General features: G+C 70.9%; 17 protein-coding genes. 9 read left to right on the top strand and 8 right to left on the bottom strand.

The genetic code is table 11. From position 1 onward, the window contains the following. Positions 1–146 precede the first annotated feature (146 nt). Together ACZ4VF_RS20820 and ACZ4VF_RS20815 are read right to left on the bottom strand one after the other, a co-directional pair. Positions 147–1,493, bottom strand: a complete 1,347-nt coding sequence (locus ACZ4VF_RS20820; RefSeq protein WP_467927615.1) for a SufS family cysteine desulfurase — start codon at positions 1,491–1,493, stop codon at positions 147–149. Further along, a complete protein-coding gene (locus ACZ4VF_RS20815) occupies positions 1,480–2,859 on the bottom strand; it encodes a family 2B encapsulin nanocompartment shell protein (protein WP_467927613.1) in 1,380 nt (459 codons plus the stop codon). The genes ACZ4VF_RS20820 and ACZ4VF_RS20815 overlap by 14 nt, the downstream gene beginning before the upstream one ends. Positions 2,860–3,272: 413 nt before the next feature. On the opposite strand from ACZ4VF_RS20815, the gene ACZ4VF_RS20810 reads away from it, so the two are divergent. The 3 genes from ACZ4VF_RS20810 to ACZ4VF_RS20800 all read left to right on the top strand — a co-directional run bounded on the left by ACZ4VF_RS20810 (position 3,273) and on the right by ACZ4VF_RS20800 (position 4,851). Beyond that, positions 3,273–3,887, top strand: coding sequence for a polysaccharide deacetylase family protein (locus tag ACZ4VF_RS20810; RefSeq protein ID WP_467927612.1), 615 nt, complete (start codon positions 3,273–3,275; stop codon positions 3,885–3,887). Continuing rightward, positions 3,884–4,129: a hypothetical protein gene (locus ACZ4VF_RS20805; protein ID WP_467927610.1), complete on the top strand. Its 246-nt coding sequence runs from the start codon at positions 3,884–3,886 to the stop codon at positions 4,127–4,129. Before ACZ4VF_RS20810 ends, ACZ4VF_RS20805 begins: the two co-directional genes overlap by 4 nt. Positions 4,130–4,212: 83 nt before the next feature. Then, complete coding sequence (locus ACZ4VF_RS20800; RefSeq protein ID WP_467927609.1) at positions 4,213–4,851, top strand: hypothetical protein; 639 nt, start codon at positions 4,213–4,215, stop codon at positions 4,849–4,851. 63 nt (positions 4,852–4,914) lie between these two features. Here ACZ4VF_RS20800 and ACZ4VF_RS20795 read toward each other — a convergent pair whose 3' ends face one another. Next, positions 4,915–5,481 carry a hypothetical protein gene (locus tag ACZ4VF_RS20795; protein ID WP_467927608.1) on the bottom strand — a complete coding sequence of 189 codons (567 nt, stop codon included), beginning with the start codon at positions 5,479–5,481 and terminating at the stop codon, positions 4,915–4,917. A 151-nt stretch (positions 5,482–5,632) separates the two neighbouring features. Here ACZ4VF_RS20795 and ACZ4VF_RS20790 point away from each other — a divergent pair, with 151 nt between their 5' ends. Continuing rightward, positions 5,633–6,061 carry a hypothetical protein gene (locus ACZ4VF_RS20790; RefSeq protein WP_467927606.1) on the top strand — a complete coding sequence of 143 codons (429 nt, stop codon included), beginning with the start codon at positions 5,633–5,635 and terminating at the stop codon, positions 6,059–6,061. Between the two features lie 239 nt (positions 6,062–6,300). Here the strand turns inward: ACZ4VF_RS20790 and ACZ4VF_RS20785 are convergent, their stop codons facing one another. Next, positions 6,301–6,891, bottom strand: coding sequence for a TetR/AcrR family transcriptional regulator (locus ACZ4VF_RS20785; RefSeq protein WP_467927605.1), 591 nt, complete (start codon positions 6,889–6,891; stop codon positions 6,301–6,303). Between the two features lie 128 nt (positions 6,892–7,019). Here ACZ4VF_RS20785 and ACZ4VF_RS20780 point away from each other — a divergent pair, with 128 nt between their 5' ends. The 4 genes from ACZ4VF_RS20780 (at position 7,020) to ACZ4VF_RS20765 (ending at position 11,255) form a co-directional block, all read left to right on the top strand. Further along, complete coding sequence (locus tag ACZ4VF_RS20780) at positions 7,020–7,865, top strand: SDR family oxidoreductase (protein ID WP_467927603.1); 846 nt, start codon at positions 7,020–7,022, stop codon at positions 7,863–7,865. A 181-nt stretch (positions 7,866–8,046) separates the two neighbouring features. Further along, on the top strand, positions 8,047–9,030 hold the full coding sequence (locus ACZ4VF_RS20775; protein ID WP_467927602.1) for an aldo/keto reductase: 984 nt from the start codon (positions 8,047–8,049) through the stop codon (positions 9,028–9,030). Between the two features lie 465 nt (positions 9,031–9,495). After that, a complete protein-coding gene (locus ACZ4VF_RS20770) occupies positions 9,496–10,803 on the top strand; it encodes a DUF1254 domain-containing protein (protein WP_467927600.1) in 1,308 nt (435 codons plus the stop codon). 98 nt (positions 10,804–10,901) lie between these two features. Beyond that, on the top strand, positions 10,902–11,255 hold the full coding sequence (locus ACZ4VF_RS20765; RefSeq protein ID WP_467927599.1) for a YidH family protein: 354 nt from the start codon (positions 10,902–10,904) through the stop codon (positions 11,253–11,255). Positions 11,256–11,399: 144 nt separating this feature from the next. Here ACZ4VF_RS20765 and ACZ4VF_RS20760 read toward each other — a convergent pair whose 3' ends face one another. Both ACZ4VF_RS20760 and ACZ4VF_RS20755 read right to left on the bottom strand, forming a co-directional pair. Continuing rightward, the gene (locus ACZ4VF_RS20760; RefSeq protein WP_467927598.1) at positions 11,400–11,975 is read right to left on the bottom strand and encodes an AMIN-like domain-containing (lipo)protein; all 576 of its coding nucleotides are present in this window, start codon (positions 11,973–11,975) and stop codon (positions 11,400–11,402) included. Positions 11,976–12,400: 425 nt separating this feature from the next. Beyond that, entirely contained in the window at positions 12,401–13,372 is a 972-nt protein-coding gene (locus ACZ4VF_RS20755) for an AraC-like ligand-binding domain-containing protein (RefSeq protein WP_467927596.1), read from the bottom strand. 288 nt (positions 13,373–13,660) lie between these two features. Here ACZ4VF_RS20755 and ACZ4VF_RS20750 point away from each other — a divergent pair, with 288 nt between their 5' ends. Then, the gene (locus tag ACZ4VF_RS20750) at positions 13,661–14,317 is read left to right on the top strand and encodes a hypothetical protein (protein WP_467927595.1); all 657 of its coding nucleotides are present in this window, start codon (positions 13,661–13,663) and stop codon (positions 14,315–14,317) included. Positions 14,318–14,544: 227 nt separating this feature from the next. Here ACZ4VF_RS20750 and ACZ4VF_RS20745 read toward each other — a convergent pair whose 3' ends face one another. Both ACZ4VF_RS20745 and ACZ4VF_RS20740 read right to left on the bottom strand, forming a co-directional pair. Then, positions 14,545–16,944 carry a SpoIIE family protein phosphatase gene (locus tag ACZ4VF_RS20745; RefSeq protein ID WP_467927594.1) on the bottom strand — a complete coding sequence of 800 codons (2,400 nt, stop codon included), beginning with the start codon at positions 16,942–16,944 and terminating at the stop codon, positions 14,545–14,547. Between the two features lie 91 nt (positions 16,945–17,035). Then, on the bottom strand, positions 17,036–20,602 hold a 3,567-nt coding region (locus tag ACZ4VF_RS20740; RefSeq protein ID WP_467927593.1), incomplete at its 5' end, for a HAMP domain-containing protein.

Genomic DNA, 20,602 nt, shown 5'->3' with positions numbered 1-20,602 from the left:
CCCTGCGCTGGGGGCGGAGGAGAAAAAGGAGACAGGAAGGCGGCGGGAGCATCCGCCCCCCCCCCCTCCCCCCCCCCCCCCCCCCCCCCCTCCCCCCCCCCCCCCCCCCCCCCCGGCCGGCTGCGGGCGGTACCGAGCGCCTGGCCTCAGGCGGCCCGCAGCTCCAGCAGCGACTCCACCAGCCGGTCCACCTCCTCCCTGGTGTTGTACAGCGCGAGCGACGCGCGGGCCGCCGCGTCCAGGCCGTAGTGGGCCAGGGCCGGCTGTGCGCAGTGGTGGCCGGCCCGTACGGCGATGCCGTCGTGGTCCAGCCAGTCGGCGATCTCGGCCGGCGTGTGGCCGGGCAGGGTGAAGGTCAGGACGCCGATCCGCTCGGCCGCCGGGCCCAGCAGGTGAAGGCCCGGAACCTCGGCCAGGGCCCCCTGCGCGTAGGTCGTCAGCTGTGTCTCGTAGTCCGCCACCGCCTCGCGGTCGAAGGACGTCAGCCAGTCGAGGGCGGTCAGCAGGCCGACCACGCCGGAGATGTGGCCGGTACCGGCTTCGAAGCGGTGCGGGACCGCGGCGTACGTCGTACGGTCGAAGCTCACCGACTCGATCATGTTGCCGCCCGACTGCCACGGCGCCATGGTCCGGAGGATCTCCGGCCTGGCGTACAGGGCGCCTATGCCCGTGGGGGCGTAGATCTTGTGGCCGGAGAACGTGTAGAAGTCGGCACCCAGGTCCTGTACGTCGACGGGGAGGTGCGCCACCGCCTGCGCCCCGTCCACCAGCACCTTCGCCCGGTAGCGATGTGCCAGCGCCGTCATCTCCCGCACCGGTGGCACCGTTCCGAGGACGTTCGAGGCGTGGCTGATGACCACGAGCCGGGTGCGCATGGAGAGCAGATCGGCGTACGCGTCCTGGTCGAGGCTGCCGTCCGGCCGCAGGGGCACGGGAACCACGCGTGCTCGTGTCTGCTGGGCGACCAGCTGCCAGGGCACGATGTTCGCGTGGTGCTCGAGCACCGGAACCAGGATGTCGTCTCCGGGGCCGAGGTTGGCGCGCCCCCAGCTCTGGGCGACCAGGTTGATGGCCTCGGTCGTCCCCCGGACGAAGACGACGCCCTCGGGCGACGGCGCGCCCAGGAACCGCGCGACCGCGGCCCGGCCCGCCTCGTACATCTCCGTCGCTTCACGCGCCATGGTGTGCGCGCCCCGGTGGATGTTGGAGTTGGCGGAGGCGTAGAACCCCGCCAGCGCCTCGATCACCTGCCGGGGCTTCTGCGTGGTGGCGCCGTTGTCCAGCCAGATCAGCGGACGGCCGTTGACCGTCCGGTGCAGAACCGGTACATCCCGGCGGGCCGCCTCGGGCGAGAAACCCCGCGGGGCGCCGGACGGCTGCGGAGCCATGGCCCGGCCGGTGAACCCGGGGGACCCGGGTCCGGCGAAACCGGTCGGGTGCGGAGTGGCCGGCGCCGTCAGGCCGCCGAACCCGGCGACGTCAGGAGTAGTCATGGTACTTGAACACCTCGACGTTCTGGAGAACAGCGAGTGCGTCCTCCACCAGCACCGCCGCGTTGAAGTACGCCGTCATCAGGTACGACGTGATGCCCTTCTGGTCCGTGCCCATGTTCTTCATCGCCAGGCCCGGCTCCACCTCGTCGGGGACGCTCGACGGCCGCAGGCCCACCACGCCCTGTTCCGCCTCGCCCAGCCGCATCAGCAGGATCTCGCTCGTCCCCCCGCCCGCACCTCCGGACAGACGCACCTTGTCCGACGGCAGCAACGGCACCCCGCGCCAGGTCAGAAGCGGGGTGCCGAAGCGGTGCTCGATCACCGGGGGCACCCCCAGGCGCGTACATTCGCGGCCGAACGCCGCGATGGCCTTCGGATGGGCGAGGAAGTACGAGGGCTGCTTCCACACCCGCGTCAGCAGCTCGTCCAGGTCGTCGGGGGTCGGCGCGCCGGTGCGCGTCTGTACGCGCTGCCCGGGGGCGACGCTGTTGAACAGCCCGGAGTCCGGGTGGTACAGCATCGAAGCCTCCTGCCGCTCGCGCAGTGCGTGAACGGTGAGGTTGGCCTGGGCCCGCGTCTGGTCGATCGGCCCGTTGTAGAGGTCGGAGACACGCGTGTGCACGCGCAGCACGGTCTGCGCGAGCGTCATGTGGTACTCGCGGGGCGCGTCCTCGTAGTCGACGAACGTCCCCGGCAGGTCCGGCTCGCCCAGGTGCCCTGCCGCGAGGTCGATGGGAACCTCGGCACCGGCCATGACGTCGGCGCCGACGGCGTAAGCGTCCACCGCACCCCGTAAGCCCTCCTCCCGTTCGCTGAGCCGGGCGAGCTCCGCGCGATCCAGGCAGAGGGCCACGCCGGCGGTCAGTGCCTGCACCCGGTACGGCATGACCTCCGAGCGAGTCCACGCGTCGAGGTCGAAGAACTGGCCGTCGCCGACGACGTCGAGGAGCGCGTCCGCGCCGTACTGCCCGACAGCGCGCTTCTCCGCGCGCCCGTGCACGATCACCCACAACCGGTCGGCCGGGGCGCCTTCCTGGGCCAGCACCTCGCCCGGCTCGAAGGACACGCGCGTGAACGCGCCGGCCAGCTCCTCCAGCAGTGTGTCGTCCACGTCGCGCAGGTACGGCAGTTCGCGGAGGTCGCCCGGGATGACGCGAGGCGTGTCGTCGTCGGTCGTGCTGATGCGGTCGTCGCCCAGGACGTACGTACGGCGCCGGTTGACCCGGTAGACGCCGGACTCGACGTCCACCCAGGGCAGCGCGCGCAGCAGATAGCGCGGGGTGATGCCGCGCATCTGCGGTGTCGTCTTGGTGGTGTTGGCGAGTTGCCGTGCGGCATCCGGGCCGAGGCTCAACCGCTCGCTCATGAAGGACTGCTCGCAGGTAGGGGGTGGGGACGAGGAGCGATCGTCTTCCCGGCGCCCGTTCCGCACAAGAGTGGATTTATCTGCTGATGGCAGGAATTATCCGTAATGTGCGGCTTGGGGGAATCGCACGCACGCCCGAGCGGTCATGGGCAGTCACAGGTGGCGACAGACGGGACGACAGGAAGACTTCTATCGGAGCCGGCCCGGCCGTCGCTCCGAAACGTCCATGAAAGGCCGAACATCATCTCATATGAATGCTTTGTGAATCCCAAAGAGGCGATTATCGAACTGGACGCGCTGGGCGGGTGGTTCCAGAGGGTGCCGAGTGCGATGGGCCAGGGGGAGAAGCGGGCCTTCGGCGGCCGCCGGGCCACGGGCTCAAGGAACAGCGTCAGGGGGCCGATCACGGTGGCATGGAAACACACTGCCTCGCCGTACGACGTCTTGTCTCCCGCCGCCTGGTGGCCACAGGGCTGCTCGCTGCGGCCTGGGGCGCGGTGCCCGGGGCCTCCGCCGGAACGGCCAGGGCTTTCTCACCACGTCGGGTGGCGCCTGCGGACGAGGAGGGGCTGCGGGCACTGTTCGGTTCGGAGAACCGTGTCATCCGTACGCGCGAGCGGGTGGTCGCGGTGACGTTCAACGCGGCCTGGAACGACGCCGGCCTGGACCGCGTTCTCGCTGAGCTGGCGCGCCGGCACACGCCTGCCGCGTTCTTCCTGACCGGCGACTTCGCCGACCGCTTCCCCAAGGTGGTCGAGAGGCTCGCGGCGGCGGGACACGGGCTGGGCAACCACTCCTACAGCCACCCCTGCTTCGAGGACCTGACCGCCGCCGGACGGAGCCGGGAGATCCGGGCAGCGGACCGTGCCCTGCGCGCGGCCGGGGCAGGAGCGGCCCTGACCCCGTTCTTCCGGTTCCCCTACGCGAGACCAGCCCGGCCCAGATCAAGGAGGTCAACGGGCTGGGCTTCGCGGACATCGAGTTCACCACCGACACCAACGGCTGGAAGGGCACCGAGGGCGGCATGACCGTGGACCGCGCGGTGCGCCGGGCGCTGGACGCCCTGCGACCCGGAATGATCCTCCAGATGCACGTCGGCGCGACCGAGGGCCGGACCGACGTGATCGATGCACAGGCCCTGCCGGAGATCCTCGACGCGATCACCGCCCGCGGCTACCGCGTCATCGACCTCCGCTCGCTCCTGAGGCCCCCGACCCGTCCGGCACCGAGCGGGACAGGCACCGAGCCGTACGAGACCCGCACCACTTGAGGACGCCTCACCGACGTCGCCTGGAAACGGGGGAGCGCCGGGCTGGGGGATGGCCGGCGCCCTGGTCCTGGTAGAAGTGACGGGTGGGTACCCAGGAGCGCGAACGCAAGGTGTACCGGCCGCTGCGGCGGGCCGGTCTCGAGGTGATCCCGGACGCTGTGCCGCACGGCACGATGCCGTTCGTCTTCGGATACCGGGCCGAGGACTTTGCCGGCGGCTTCTCTCACGGGTACGACACCCCGCGGCTCGTCGAGCGTCTCAACGAGGACTGGTACGGCCTCGCGGTGTCATCCGGTCTTCTCGACCACCGGCGCGAGTTCCTCGTCCAGCTTCCCCAGGGCACCCGCGCGCACGGGGCCTTCCTGCAGACCGTGCACCGTGGCCGCCGTGCCGCACCGGCGGTCTGGACCCGGGTCCGGCTCCTGGACCGCTGGGACATCATGGGCCGGGGCGCGGCCTCGGCGTTCCTCGGCATTCACGCGGGCCATCCGGGCTTCGGCATGCTGGCTCTCGACAGCAGCGTGTACATCAGTGCCTCGACGGGCGAGCGCGGCGTCGACGTGGTCGCGGTGCGCCACCCGGACCGCTCGCGGAACATCCGGCGGCAGCTCGAATGGTTCGCGTCCTGGGAGAGTCCCCACGCCGACCGGGAGTTGCAGAAGCTGATCACCGTCTGGCTCGCGGGCCCGGCCCCGAGTGCCGTCGGCGGTTCGGACCGATGACGAGACGGCCCGGTGGCCGACGCGGGCAAGGGTGTCGCCGTGCTGGTAACTGGTCGTGAAGAGTCAGCAATGGATCCGGACGCGCACGACGAGCGTGTCCGGCGGCAGGCCGTCCAGGTAGGCATTGACGAAGGGCAGGTAGTCACTGCCGTAGCCAGGCCGTGACGGATCCGTGCCGTCAGTCCACACCCCGTCCAGGGTGAGCAGATGATCCGTGGGTACCGCGCCTTCGCCCTGGCGCCGGAAGTGGGCAGGGAGATCGAACTCGGCCGAGGCGGTGGCGAAGTCCTCCCGCTGCCGCCACTCTCGTTCGGCGCCGGCGGAAGCGAGAGTGCGCATCGTCTCGAAATCGAGCAGCCCGCGGGGGCCGGCGTCGCACCAGCGGGGACTCCAGGCGCGGGCCTCCCCGCGGGCGGTGAACGGTTCCCGGACCAGGCGTGGATCGTGTTCATGCCCAGGCAGCACCACGAACTCCTTGCCCGGCCCGCCGAGCCACCAGTAGTCCCATTCCCCCTGGTAGGGCTCCTCGTTCCGGTTCATGTCGAAAGGCGCGATGGCTGCCGCTATGGAAGCGCGCAGATCCAGGCCGGCTTCGGGCGGCAGACAGACGGTGACGAGCTCGTTCGACACGGATTCCCCCTGATCTGTGGGCTGGAGGGCAGTCATGGTGTCACGCCCCTGCGCGGACGCCGGTGCAGGGGCTGGATGGCATGATCGCCGTCCTGGATGGTGCCGTTCACCGGGCTGAGCCCGCGCCCGTTCGTGAAGCTACGCTCCCCTCATGCGCAGCGTCTTCGTCTTTCCCGCGTCCGAGCGATCAGAGACGGTTGCCACGCTGGATCGTCATCTGACTCGGCAACGGGACAGGTGGACTTTCGCCGGCGGTCTCTACGTCGGTGTCGAGGATGAGGAGACGGGTTCCCTGTTCGCCGACTGGGACCCCGACGAGGTGGCGATCCTCGCGGAATCCGTCGGTCACCGCCCTGCCTGGGCCGTTCAGATCGACATATCCGGTCGCGTCGATGGCACCGGGGAGGTGCATCAGGTGGTCAGGTTGCTCCTCCAACAGGGAGGTGTCGCGACAGACGACTACTCCGCCCATCCCTGGACGCTGCACGAAATCGAGTCCGGAGCCGTGATCGGCGGTCTGCGCTTCTTCGACTTCCGCGCCGATCACGAGATCGATCGGGGCACCGATACCCCGACTTGATCAGGTGACGGAGCTCGGTTCAGAGAAGGCCGGCCCGACCGGGGCAGGGTCCGCTACCGACAGGCGTGCGATCTGGAGGGCCGCGAGGACTCCCAAGCCGGGCTGGGACGCGTTCGTCCGCTGGATGCGGTGAAACCGCTCCAGACCGCCGAGGGCTCCTACCAGCACCCCGCACCCCGCCGACCGGACCCGCGCTCCCGCCGGCGCCTGAGATCAGACCGTGCGCGGCCGGAGTCGGGTCACGAGCCGGACGCCGGTGCGTCCGCTCCGTAGCGCAGGCCGTCGAGGAGCAGGTCGAGGAGGCGGCCGGCCCGTTCGCGCTGGTCGGGAGCGCTGGTGATCAGCGCGACGCCGGCCAGGCTGAAGCCGACGTCGAGGGGGTCGATGTCCGGACGCAGGAGGCCGGCGTCGGCGCCTGCGTGCAGCAGGGTCGCGAGCGCGGTGCCGAGCTTGTCGAGGGTCTCGGCGAAAGGGTCCGCACCGGAGGCGACCGCGGCGCGCAAGGCGTCCGCCATGCCCTGCTTGGCAGCCACGTAGTCGATGAAGCCGTCCATCCAGAGGCGGATCGCCCGGTCGGGCGGGTTGTCGGCGAGCAGCTTCGGCGCGCTGTCGCAGACACGGGCCAGTTCGTTGCGGTAGGCCGCCTCGATGAGCGCCTCGCGCGTGGGGAAGTGGCGGTAGAGCGTGGCCGAGCCGACGCCCGCGGCCTTGGCGATCGTGTCGATCGCCACGTCCGGGCCCTTCTCCGAGAAGGCGCGCACGGCCGCCTCGAGGATGCGCTCGCGGTTGCGACGGGCGTCGGCGCGCAACGCGCTCGGCTTGGTGGTCAAGGCTGCTCCCTTCGTCGGGGACCAGTCTAGCTGGACAACCGGGGAGTTCCCCACTTACGGTTGCAGACAACCGGGGAACTCCCCGGTTACGGGTGTCGCCCCGTTGTGCTCCCAGCAAGGAAGATCGCATGACCTCCCCGAAAACGGTTCTGATCACTGGTACGTCGTCCGGCATCGGCTTGGCCGCCGCCGTCGGCACCGCCCGCGCGGGCTGGACGACCATCGCCACCATGCGCGACACAGGCAAGGCCGAGGCCGTGCTCAAGGCCGCCGCCGAGGCGGGCGTCGCGGACCGGATCCAGGTCAAGCGCCTGGACGTGACCGACACCGCCCGCGTCACCGCCTGCCTGGACGAGGTCGTCGCCGAGCACGGCCGCCTGGACGCGCTGGTCAACAACGCCGGTGCCGCCCAGGTCGGCACCATCGAGCAGAGCAGCGTCGACGACGTCCGCGCGGCCATGGAGGTCAACTTCTTCGGCGTGGTGGCGGTGACCCGGGCCGCCCTGCCGCACCTGCGTGCGTCGAAGGGCCGGTTGATCACCGTCAGCAGTGTCGGCGGCGCCGTCGGCCAACCCTTCAACGAGGCCTACTGCGCGGCCAAGTTCGCCGTCGAGGGCTTCATGCAGTCCCTCGCACCGGTCGCCGCCACGGTCGGCGTCGACGTCACCGTGGTGGAGCCGGGCGCGGTGGCGAGCGAGTTCGTCGCCAATCTCGGCCTGGACGTCCCGACGCTGCTCGCCACCGCAGGGCCCTACGGCCCGGCACTCGAGGCCTACATCACCCGCACCCAGCAGTCGTTCGCCAACGCCCAGACCCCGGCCGAGGCAGCCGCCCCGATCGTCGACGCCCTGACGGCCGCCCACCCGCCCTTCCGTATCCAGACCTCGCAGTGGGCCCGCGACTTCGTCGCCACCACCCTCGCCGACCTCGACGGCTCCGCCGCCCAGGCTCTCACCGGCACCTGGGTGCGCTGACCGCCCCGCCCCACGACCCGGCAACCTCACACCCTCCCCGTCGTCGGCACCTCACCGCCGCCGCGCACCGCCTCGCCGCGATCGGCACCCGGCCGCCCCCCGGGCCGAAACCGCAGCGCACCGGACGCACGACCAGCCAGTCACCCACGCGGGACGACCCGCAACAGCAAGGAAGATCACCATGAAACTCCGCCCCCTCGGCAGCCAGGGCCTCACCGTCTCCGTCGAAGGACTCGGCTGCATGGGAATGAGCGCCTTCTACGGCAGCACCGACGAGGCCGAGTCCCTCGCCACCATCGACCGCGCCCTGGAACTGGGCGTGACCCTGCTGGACACCGCCGAGAGCTACGGTCCCTTCATCAATGAGCAGCTCCTCGGCAAGGCTCTCGCCGGCCGCCGCGAGCAGGCCGTCGTCGCCACCAAGACCGGCGTGGAGTTCACCGACGACGGCACCCTCGTCGGCCACAACGGACGTCCCGAGTACGTCCGGCGCTCCCTGGACCGCTCCCTGCGCCACCTGGCCACCGACCACGTCGACCTCTACTACCTGCACCGGGTCGACCCGCAGGTGCCGATCGAGGAGACCGTCGGCGCCATGGGTGAACTGGTGGCCGCCGGCAAGGTCCGCTACATCGGCCTGTCCGAAGTCGCCCCGCGGACCATCCGCCGCGCCCATTCCGTCCACCCGGTCACGGCCGTCCAGACCGAGTACTCCCTCTTCGAGCGCGGCATCGAGGACGACGGGGTCGTGGCCACCCTGAACGAGCTCGGGATCGGCCTGGTCGCCTACTCGCCGCTCGGACGCGGGTTCCTGTCCGGTGCGATCACCAGCCCGGACGACTTCGCCGCCGACGACTTCCGTCGCACCGACCCGCGCTTCCAGGGCGAGAACTTCACCCGCAACCTGGCCGTGGTCGACGAGGTACGCCGCATCGCCGCGGCCAAGCAGGTCTCGCCCTCCCAGCTGGCTCTCGCCTGGGTGCTGCACCAGGGAGCGGTCGCCATCCCCGGCACCAAGCGCCGCCGCTACCTGGAGGAGAACGTCGCGGCCGCCACCGTATCGATCACCGACGAGGACGTGGCCGCCATCGAAGCCGTGGCCCCGCGCGGCATCGTCTCGGGCGATCGCTACGCCCCCGAGCTGATGCGGAACCTCAACGGCTGAATCCGAGGGCGTGCCGGGAAAGGCGGCCCGGGCGCCCCCACCGTGCGGTGCCCCGGCCGGCTCGCGCCGCCGACACCGCCGCGCGGGCGACCGTCGAATCCGCCGGGGCGATGTCATGTCGCAATCGGAGATGGCAAGGCCGTCGCCTGAGGGCAGCCCAAGAGAACGGTGGCCATGGGCGTCGGGCTGCCACGGCTGTGCAAGCCGCCCCTCGGCCACCGGCCTGCCGGCGGTCTGATCGCAGCCTCGGGCAGAGCCTGGCCGAGGCGGAGTGCGGGCGGCGGGAAGCGGCGAGCTGCTCGCCCAGCTCGCCGAACGGTTCGGGAAGTCCCTGCCGGTAGGTGTGGTTGCGTGTGCCGGTTCCTCGCCCGGCGCCTCGTGTCGCCGACCACCGAGGGCCGTGTCAGCCTGGGAAAGGACGTCCCCTCTTTCGTGTCCCGAGTGCAGAGGGCAGGAGCAACGTTCATGACGAAGCTGGCCGATGACCTGCGGACTCTGAGCCGTGAGGCCTACATCTACCTGTATCCGCTGGTGACGATGGACGTCACTCGTGAACAGTGCGTGAGCGTGCCGGCGGGCCTCAAGCCCGGTCTGGGGCTGCCCAACCAGTTCCACCACATCCGTGAGTTCCCGTCCGCGGACTTCCGTCTCGTCGTCCGGCCGAACTTCGACACCCTGTATTCGACCGCCTGGCTGGACCTGACCCACGGACCGGTCGACGTGACCGTACAGGACACCGAGGACAGGTACTTCCTGCTGCCGATGCTCGACATGTGGACAGACGTGTTCGCCGCACCGGGCAAACGAACGACGGGTACCGGCACGCAACGCTACACGCTCGTGGCGCCCGGTGACCGGGTGGAAGATCCGCAGGACGGCACACTCATCCAAGCGCCGACGCCCTACGTTTGGGTCATCGGCCGGACGCAGACCAACGGTCCCGACGACTACAAGTCCGTCAACGCGATCCAGGACGGATACACGATCACCCCGCGCATGCCGGCGCCCGACGACGCCGAGCAGCGCACCGAACCCGTCACCGAGGAGCCGCTCTCCTTCGTCAACGGGCTCAACGCCGTCGAGTTCTTCCGCCGCGGCGCCGAGTTGCTCCGCCTGCATCCCCCGCACGCCACGGACTTCTCCGTCCTGGCCCGCATCGCCGGTCTGGGTCTCGTCCCCGGGCGCCCCTTCGCGGACGGCGACTTCACTCGGGAGCAACTGGGGGAGATGCAGACGGGTGTCGACGAGGCCCGACAGCAGATGCTCGACGCCCGCACCTCCTTGGGGCGGCAGGTCAACGGCTGGGCGATCGTCACCGAGAGCATCGGGGTCTACGGCAACGACTACTTCCAGCGCGCCGTCGTCAGCATGGTCGGGTTGGGTGCCAACCAGCCCGAAGACGCCGTCTACCCGGTTCTCGGTGTCGATGCCGACGCGGAGCCGTTGATGGGGGAGCGCGACTACGTGCTGCACTTCGACGCCGATGCGCTGCCTCCGGTCTCCGCCTTCTGGTCCGTCACCATGTACGACGCGGCCGGCTTCCAGGCACCCAACGAGCTGAACCGCTTCGCGCTCGGCGACCGCGACCGGCTGACCCACAACGGTGACGGCTCCCTCGACATCCTCATCAGCCACGCCCGTCCCGGCCCCGAACGCGAAGCCAACTGGCTTCCCGCCCCCACGGGCCCGCTGGGCGTCACGTTGCGCCTGTACGCGCCCCGACCCGAGGTCCTCAGCGGGCGCTGGGCACCACCCGCTGTACGCAGGACCTGACCCGGCGCACCGCCGTCCGATCCAGCCGGAACCAGGACCGGCGTGGATCACCGATGGCGGCAGCAGCGGGGCAACGGCACCAGCCGCGGGAGGAGCAGATGAGTCGAGACGCGCCCAAGGAGGCCACGGCCACCGCCAACACCGGCAGTCGCGCCCGCGACCACCTGGCCAACGAACGGACCTACCTCGCCTGGTTGCGCACGGGCATCAGCATGGCCGCTCTGGGCGTCGCCGTGGCCAAGTTCGCGCCGCACCGCGGACTCCATGCCGTCGCCGCCGGCGCGATCATGCTGTTTGCCGGACTCCTCATCAGCGGATACGGCACGATCCGCTACCGCTCGGTGGGCCGTCAGCTCGACGCCGGGCTCTACACTCCGGCCCGGCTCGGCCTGATCACCGCCAGTACGGTCATCACCCTGATCGCGATCATCGCCGTGCTGGTCCTGATCTGACCGGCCGACCGCGCCCCCGGCCCTCCGGCGCCCGGACGGCTCGGCGATCAGGGCGCGCCGGACGGCGGCACGGTCGTCCCGCACGATGCGTGCGTTCCAGCGCCGCCGTCACCGGCACGCCCCGTTCTCCCGACCGGAGATGGGCTAACTCGTCCAGCTGTGGGCCACGTCCACGACGATCCGGTCGGTCAGCTGGGTCACGCGGAACGGCAGTCGGGCGCGCGTGCCGAGAGCGACCTGCGTCTGTCCTTCGAAGGTGCCGCCGAACCGGGTGTCCCGGAAGGTGCGGTACCCGCTGATGTCGACGCCGGGCAGGGTCTTGCCCACCTGTCCCGGGTAGGTCGGCGCGCCGGCCTCCAGATCGTAGCTCCACGCGTCGACGTGAATGTCGAGGATCGCCCCGCCCGCGACGGGTATGTACTGGCCCGAGGGATCCGCCTGGAACCGGTCCACGTACTGGACGTGGTAGCCGATCCGGTCGCCGCCGCCGGGCACGTCGAACACGATGCGGTCGTAGCACTCGTGCTGTCCGGTCCTGACGTCCGTCAGGTGATCGGCTCCCGTGGCGGCAGCGCTCTTGGCGCCGCTGCCCCAGCCTGTCGGGCAGGCCACCACGGAGCGGGACCCCTGCGCCGGGGCCGCGCCCGCGGTGCTCGCCGCGGTTCCCAGCGCGGCGCCCGTGAGCATGAGCACCGCCACTGCCGCTGTGAAACGTCTCATCTCGTCCCCCTTGGTCGTGTGACTCTGATGCTGGATGAGACGGGTGGCCGCCCCGGAAGGTTGTACACGAGATGGGGGCAAACAGGGAATCTTGCCGTCTCGAAAGCGCCAGGCCGCGGCCCGGCGCTCCGCGTGGGCCGTGTTGACCGGCTCTCCCTGTTCATCGAGCTCCAGGGACGTTAGCGAAGATCGCGAAGCAGATCTCCGGCGCGGAAGGCGGCTCGCGCACGTGGCGGAGGGCTCCGGAGGCACCGGGACTGAGATGCGGAGGCATGGGACGACTGGCCGGCACTCCCGGCCAAGTGTCCGGCGCTCCACGCCAAGGCGGGCAGCCGGTGTGTCCGGCGACGATGGTCCACGGCAACAGCACTTCGGAAGCGACGTGGCGTCCGGGACACGCTCGTCCCGGAGGCCGGACGCCTGCCTCACTTGCCGGTGCGCAGGGCGCGGCCGTACGCGTGGTCCCGGTACTCGCTGGGCGTGATGCCGTAGTGGGTCCGGAAGGCGCGGGTGAAGTCCGCGGGACGGGGGAATCCCCAGCGGGCCGCGATGGCGGCGATGGGCTGATGACGTCTCATCGGGTCGGCCAGGTCCCGGCGGCAGTGTTCCATGCGCTGGGCGCGGACGGATACGCGGATGCTCTCCCCGTGCTGCTGGAAGAGCCGGTGCAGCGAGCGGACCGAGATGTGGTGCGCTGCCGCGATCGAGCCGACCGTGAGGGTGGGATCGCCCAGGTGCCGCCGGATGTACGAGGTGACGCGCAGATACAGGGCGCGTTGCCGGGAGTCGGCCGGGACCTCGCTCTCGCGCTCCACGTGGTGGGCGAGCACGGCGGTGACCAGGTCGAGGCCGACGGTCGCGAGTCGCATGGCGTCCTGCCGCGTGTAGCCGGCGTCGTCCTCCTCCATGCGGGTCATGAAGTGCGCCAGCAGACATCCGATGCCCCTGTCGGCGGGGAGCGGGCGAGCGAGGACGCGGTCGAGGCAGCGGGCCGGCAGCGGGAGCAGGGTGTGCGGGAACTGAACGAGCAGCGACTCGCCGTCGGCGAAGCTCTCGAACGGACGTGAACTGTCGAAGACCGCCATCTGTCCCGGCCGCAGCCGCGCCTGACTCCCGTTCTGCTCCAGCACGTGCTCGCCCGACCGCACGAGTGCGATCTGCAGGCATTCCGGATCCGACTTGTGGATCAGCTGGGGCGTGCGGAGCGAGCGGAACGAGTGGTAGGCCATGGCCGAGACCCGCACCGGTCCCAGCGGTATGGCCTTCAGCCAGCCGTGGAAGGTGTCGGTGCCGACCAGCCGGAATCTCGTCGGCATCACCGTGTCCGAGGTGGCCTCCGTCCACGCGTCGAGAGCGTCGCGTACGTGGAAGTCCGTGCTGTCGAAGACCTTCTGCATGTTTCTCCCGGGCTGCCCGAGCGTCGAGTCGGCCGTCGGGTACGGCGTCCCCGACCGTAATGCTTCTCGTCACGGCCCCGGCTTACCTGCCGCCCCCGGCACGTGACCGGAACAGGCCGATCCGTGACGCGTTGCAGACCTGGGCCGAAGCGGCGACGAACAGTCCTGGGAACTGTGTGGAAGGCGGTGTGGCCGGGCGGTGACGACATCCCGTCGTATGCCCTCACCGTCGACAGCCGGCTGATCAACAGGAGGTGCGGCTCCTTCCGGTCGCGGTACGGTCCTGCCATGCCCCGATCAACCGATGACGGCCTCTCCCGGTCCCCCGTCACCGCCGACGACCTTGACCTTGCCGTGCAGCTTGCCGTGGCGGTCCTCCGTGAGGCACCCCCGGATGCCTGGGAACGCCGGGCCGGTTCCCTGGAATGGGACTGCTGGGAGACGGTCGAGCACCTCAGCGACGACCTGTTCGCCTACGCCGCGCAACTGGGCCCCAAAGCCCCGCCCTTGGACGGCGAAGTGCCCTTCGCGTGGGAGAGACGACGGCCCGGTGGCCCGGCGAACGCCATCCACGCGAACCGTGAGGCGGGACCCGCCGGCCTGCTGCAGGTCCTGGAAGCGAGCGGCGCGCTGTTGGTCGCCATGGTGCGCACCACGCCCCCGGAGACCCGCGCTCACCACGTCTTCGGCATCTCGGATCCCGAGGGTTTCGCCGCGATGGGGATCGTGGAGACCCTGGTGCACACGCACGATCTGACCCAAGGGCTCGATCTGGCATGGAGCCCGCCTGCCGATCTGTGCTCCCGCGTGCTCGCCCGGCTGTTTCCGGACGCACCGTCGTCCACGGACGGCTGGACCACCCTCCTGTGGGCCACGGGACGCGCCGAACTACCCGGGCACCCGTGTCCGACCACATGGCGCTGGGACGGCACACCCCGGGCATAGGACCAGGCGTTCCCGCCGCGAGCGCACCTGACCGACCAGCAGGCGCCCGGTGCGCACCCGCTGGACCGTCATCCTGAGGATGCGCTGCGAGCGGCTCAACTCCCATGAACCCCTCAGCCGGTGCGGGCCGCTTTCCGGGCAAGGGGGCGGCCCTCAGCACCGGCAGGCGTTCGGCCTCGTCAGCCCTCGGTGTGCTGGCGGAGCCGGCCCGGTGACCCGAGTCGGACCTACGTCACGCGGATGCCGACGATGCAGGTGTCGTCGTCCGTGTCCGACCTGCTGTACGTCAGCAGACGGTCGAGCCGTTGGTCCAGGGCCTTCGGCGCGTCCCGGACCGTGGTCAGCAGGTGCGTCAGGGACTCCTCCACCGACCGGTCCCGGCGCTCGATGAGCCCGTCGGTATACATCAGCAGCATGTCGTCCGGCGCGAACTGCAGTTCAGCCTCCTCGAAGACGGCTTCGGGCAGCGCGCCCAGCAGCAGGCCCTTGACCAGCGGCAGCGGGGCCGCCTCCCGGCCACGGACCAGCACGGGCGGAAGGTGGCCGGCCCGTGCCCAGCGCAGGCTGCGTTGGTCCGGGTCGTACAGGGCGCACACCGCGGTGGCGGTGACCCCGCCGGTCAGGTGGTGGACCACGATGTTCAGCCAGGACAGCAGCTGGCCCGGCCCGGCGCCCGTCACGGCGAGGCCACGCAACGCGTTGCGCAGAACGACCATGCTCGTGGCGGCCTCTATGCCGTGACCCGCGACGTCACCCACGCACAGCAGCACCCGCCCGGACGGCAGCACCACGGCGTCGTACCAGTCGCCGCCCACCAGATGCTCGGTCTCCGCCGGCCGGTAGCGCACCCCGACCTCCAGGCCGGGCACCGTCAGGGGGGCGTGCGCGGGAGGCATGATGGCGTGCTGCAACTGCAGGGTCAGGCGGTTGCGCTCGGTCGCCTGCTGCTCGGTGTGGGCGAGCTGGTCCCGGGTGGCGGCGAGCGCCACCTCGGTCCAGTGCTGGGCGGAGATGTCCTGGTAGGCGCCCCGCACGACGAAGAGCCGGCCGTCGGTGTCGAGGGCCGGTTCGGCCACCACGCGGATGTGCCGGGTCACACCGTCGGGGCGTTGCAGCCGGAAGGCCGCGGAGGCAGGCCGGCGGTGGTGCATCAGCGTCCGCAAGAACCGGCCGAGGGCCACCGCGTCGTCCGGGTGCGCGTGCGCGGGCAGCTCCTCCAGAGGTACGGGCGTGCTCGACGGGGACCGGCCGTAGAGGTCGAACAGCTGGTCGTTCCAGGTGATCTCGCCGGTGAGCAGGTTCTCCTCGAAGCCGCCGATCCGGCCCAGACGCTGGGCGTGCTGGAGCAGGCTCGCCAGCCGTGCCGTCTCGTCCTCGATACGCCAGATCAGCAGCACGCTGCTGCCGTGCCGGCTGATGCTGATGTCCGCGACCGCCGACAGCGACACCTGGTCGACGAGCGCGGTCAGATGCATCCGGCGGCCCCGGAACGGCTCGCCGGTGGCGTAGACCCGCTCGACCCGCTGGAACAGCTCGCTCTTCCCGGCGGCCATGGGGTACGCCTCGAGCAGCAGCGCTCCGCTGATCACCGCGCGCGGCCGGCCGGCCGGGTCCAGGAAACGGTTGTTGACGTGCTGGATGCGGAAGTCCACCAGCTGGCCGGAGCCGTCGATGTGCGGCACCAGCACCAGCGCGGGGTCGTGCAGACCGTCGGCCAGGTCCATCAGCTCGGCGGCGTCCGGCAGGATCCGCGGCTCCTGGTCCAGGCGCTGGAGGGTGTACGTCTCCAGGGTGTGCGCGCACAGCTCGGCCAGGGCCTCCACCTGCCGGACGATCTGCGGCGGCTGTGGCTCCAGCCGCCCGGGCCAGGCGATCTCCAGGACGCCGTGGATGCGGCCCCCCGTGCCGGCCGGTACCGCGACCCGGCCACCCACCGGATACATGTGCCGGCCGATGGTGGGCAGCCCGGTGTCGGCGAGCGACTCGAACCACTGGCCGGAGCGCTCGGTCAGCCCCCGGCGCGCCACGGTCGCCACCTCCGGCGGGACGTACCGCCAGCGGACGGCCTCGGTGGGGGAGAAGCCGGCGCTTCCGCTGAGCGTCAGCGAGCCGTCCGCGTCCGCGCTCCACACGGCCACGGCGACCGCGCCGAGCGGGCGCAGGGCGTGCTCCAGCAGAGCGTTGGCGACGTCCTGGGTGTCGTTCGCGGCCAGCGCGCCGCTTTCCGCCGCCCGCAGTTGCAGGGCGGCGGCCTGACGCGCGGGCGTCTCGACGGCGGCGCTCAGGAAGGTGCCGGCGATCTCCGACACCCGGTCGCGAGCGGCCTGGTTGATGACTTCCACCGCGAACTCCAGCGGCGTCACCTTGGCCTGCTCGGTCAGCTCCGCGAGCTGCCGGGCGGCTTGCGCCGGGCCGCAGCCCAGCCGTTCGACCAGGATGCCCTTGGCCAGCTCGATCAGCGCCCGGCCCTCCGCCTCCGCGTGAGCGGTACGGACCTCGCGGCGCAGCCGTTCCACCGTGGCGGCCAGCCTGCCGACGGGGGAGGTGGGGGAGACGTCCGCGAGATCCTGCGGCGCGGTGTCCGGCTCGGCGCCGCCCGGTTCGGGCAGCTGCTCGGGCGTCTTCACGATGTGCACGCTCCTCGGCTGAACGACGCTCGGAGGCGGGTCGCGCCGCGCCGTCCCGGACCCGCCCCGTGGGCGGGTGGTACCGGCGCGCTCACGCGGACAACCAGCGTCGGACGCAGGCGATGAGGTCGCGGGTGTCGACGGGCTTGGTGACGTAGTCGCTCGCGCCGGAGGACAGGGACTTCTCCCGGTCGCCGGGCATCGCCTTGGCGGTGACGGCGATGATCGGCAGCTCGGCGTACTGCGGCAGCTTGCGGATCTCGGCGGTGGCCGTGTAGCCGTCCATCTCCGGCATCATCACGTCCATCAGCACCAGCGAGATGTCGGAGTTGGCGAGCAGCGCGTCGATGCCCTTGCGCCCGTTCTCCGCGTGCAGCACACGGAAGCCGTACATCTCCAGGATCCCGCTGAGTGCGAACAGGTTGCGTGCGTCGTCGTCGACGACCAGGACCGTACGGCCCCGGAAGCTGTCGTCCACCGGCGGTGCGAGGTCCTGCGGGTCCTCGACCCGGACCAGGGAGAGCACATCCCCGGGTGCCTCGGCGGCCAGGTGCAGGGCGATGCGTTCGCGCAGCTCGTCGAGGCTGGACAGGAACTCCAGGGACCCGTCGTCGCCGTGCGAGCGCAGCGCTTCGGCCCGTGCCACCTCCGGCCGGTGGCTGCTGTGGATGAGCACCGGCACGCTCGCCAGGCCCGAGTCGCCTTCGAGCGCCTGCAGGAACCGCCCCGCCTCGCCCTCGGGCATGTCCAGATCCAGTACGACGCAGTGGCAGGACTCGGTGGCCAGCGCGCCCGCCGCCTCCTGCGCTCCCACGGCGGTGATGACGTCCACCGCCGGCAGCGGGGAGCCCTCGTCCGGGCTGTGCCGGGCCACGTCCGCGACCACGCTCTCGGCGACCAGGGTCAGCAGCCCACGCGGTCGTTCCTCCACCACCAGGAGCCGACGCGGCCGCTGCTCGGGAATCGCCGGCTGCGGCGGAGCGGTGGTCTGGGCGGCGGTGGCGGCCGATGCGAGCTCGGCCGGTGCCTTCGGGCTATTCAGGGCGGGCCGGCCGGCGTCGAGCAGCTCCTCGAAGTCCGGCCGGGCCACCGGCAGGTACAGCGTGAAGGTGCTGCCCCGGCCGGGCGTGCTGTTCACCGCCACGGCACCGCCGAGCAGATGCGCGATCTCCCGGGTGATGGACAGTCCGAGGCCGGTTCCGCCGTACTTGCGGCTCGTGGTGCCGTCCGCCTGCTGGAACGCCCCGAAGATCGACTCCAGGTGCTGCTCCGGAATGCCGATGCCGGTGTCCCGCACCCGGAAGGCCACGACGGCACCGCCGCGCACGACGTCGTGCGGCACCTCTTCGTCCGTGGCGGGCTCGATGGCCAGCTCGACGCTGCCCTGCTCGGTGAACTTCACCGCGTTGGACAGCAGGTTGCGCAGCACCTGCCGCAGCCGGGAGTCATCGGTGAGCAGGTCGGCGGGCGACCCCGCCGCGGTGGTGACCGCGAACTCCAGGCCCTTCTGGGTCGTCATGGGCCGGAAGGTCGCCTCGACGTACTCGATGAGCTGGCGCAGCGGCACCCGCTCGGGAGCGACGTCCATCTTGCCCGCCTCGACCTTCGACAGGTCCAGGATGTCGTTGATCAGCTGCAGCAGGTCACTGCCCGCCGAGTGGATGATTCCCGCGTACTCGACCTGCTTCGGGGTGAGGTTGCGCGAGGGGTTCTGGGCGAGCAGCTGGGCGAGGATGAGCAGGCTGTTGAGCGGGGTGCGCAGCTCGTGGCTCATGTTGGCCAGGAACTCCGACTTGTACTTCGAGGCCAGCGACAACTGCTGGGCGCGGGCCTCGAGTTCCTGCCGGGCCTGCTCGATCTGCAGGTTCTTCGCCTCGATGTCGCGGTTCTGCGTCGCCAGGAGCGACGCCTTCTCCTCCAGCTCGGCGTTGGAGCGCTGCAGCTCGTCCTGCTGGGACTGCAGCTCGGCCGAACGCGCCTGCAGTTCGGCGGTCAGCCGCTGCGACTCCTCCAGCAGCTCGTCGGTGCGGGCGTTGGCCACGATCGTGTTGACGTTGACGCCGAGCGTCTCGCGGAGCTGTTCCAGGAAGTCCCGGTGGATGGACGTGAAGGCGGCGACCGACGCCAGCTCGATGACGCCGAGGACCTGGTCCTCGAACAGGATCGGCAGCAGGACCAGTGCGGTCGGCACCGCCTGGCCGAGCCCGGAGGAGATGGTCACGTAGCCCTGCGGCAGCTCGTCGACGGTGATGGTACGGCGGCTGCGCGCGGCCTGGCCGACCAGCGAGCGGCCGAAGGAGAACCGGGTGGGCCGCCCGTCGTCGTCGGGCCTGCCGTAGGAACCGACGAGCCGCAGCTCCGGACCGCGGTCACCGTCCTCGGCGAGGTAGAAGGCGCCGTACTGCGCCGACACCAGCGGCGTCAGCTCGTCCATGATCAGCTCGGCCACCACGGGAAGGTCCCGGTGACCCTGCATGAGGCCGGCGATGCGTGCCAGGTTGGTCTTGAGCCAGTCCTGTTCCTGGTTGGCCCGGGTGGTCTCGCGCAGCGACTCCACCATCGAGTTGATGTTGTCCTTGAGCTCGGCGACCTCGCCGGAGGCCTCCACCGTGATCGAGCGGGTCAGGTCGCCCTCGGCCACGGCGCTGGCCACGGCGCCGATGGCCCGGACCTGCCGGGTCAGGTTGCCGGCCAGCTCGTTGACGTTCTCCGTGAGCCGCTTCCAGGTGCCCGAGACGCCCTCCACCTCGGCCTGGCCGCCGAGGCGTCCTTCCGTGCCGACCTCGCGGGCGACGCGGGTGACCTCGTCGGCGAACGCGGAGAGCTGGTCGACCATCGTGTTGATGGTCGTCTTGAGCTCCAGGATCTCGCCGCGCGCGTCCACGTCGATCTTCTTCGACAGGTCGCCCTTGGCCACGGCGGTCGTCACCAGAGCGATGTTGCGGACCTGACCGGTCAGGTTGTTCGCCATGGAGTTGACGTTGTCGGTGAGGTCCTTCCACGTGCCGGCCACGTTCGGCACGTGGGCCTGGCCGCCGAGGCGTCCTTCCGTGCCGACCTCGCGGGCGACGCGGGTGACCTCGTCGGCGAACGCGGACAGGGTGTCCACCATCGTGTTGATCACGTCGGCCAGTGCGGCGACCTCGCCCTCGGCCTGGACGCGGATCTTGCGTGACAGGTCTCCCCGTGCGACGGCGGTGGCGACCTGCGCGATGGAACGCACCTGGCCCGTCAGGTTCGACGCCATCACGTTCACGTTGTCGGTGAGGGCCTTCCAGGTACCCGAGACGCCCTTGACGTCGGCCTGGCCGCCGAGGCGTCCTTCGGTGCCGACCTCGCGGGCGACGCGGGTGACCTCGTCGGCGAAGGCGGAGAGCTGGTCGACCATCGTGTTGATGGTGTTCTTGAGTTCGAGGATCTCGCCGCGTGCGTCGACGGTGATCTTCTGGGACAGGTCGCCCTTGGCCACCGCCGTCGCCACCTGGGCGACGTTGCGGACCTGGGCGGTGAGGTTGCCCGCCATGAAGTTGACCGAGTCGGTCAGGTCCCGCCAGGTGCCCTTGACGCCCTTGACGTCGGCCTGGCCGCCGAGGCGTCCTTCGGTGCCGACCTCGCGGGCGACGCGGGTGACCTCGTCGGCGAAGGCGGAGAGCTGGTC

The sequence above is a fragment of the Streptomyces sp. NPDC029151 genome, assembly GCF_055564315.1.
Note: the sequence above shows the minus strand (reverse complement) of the source record. Positions and strands in the feature narration are given on the sequence as shown.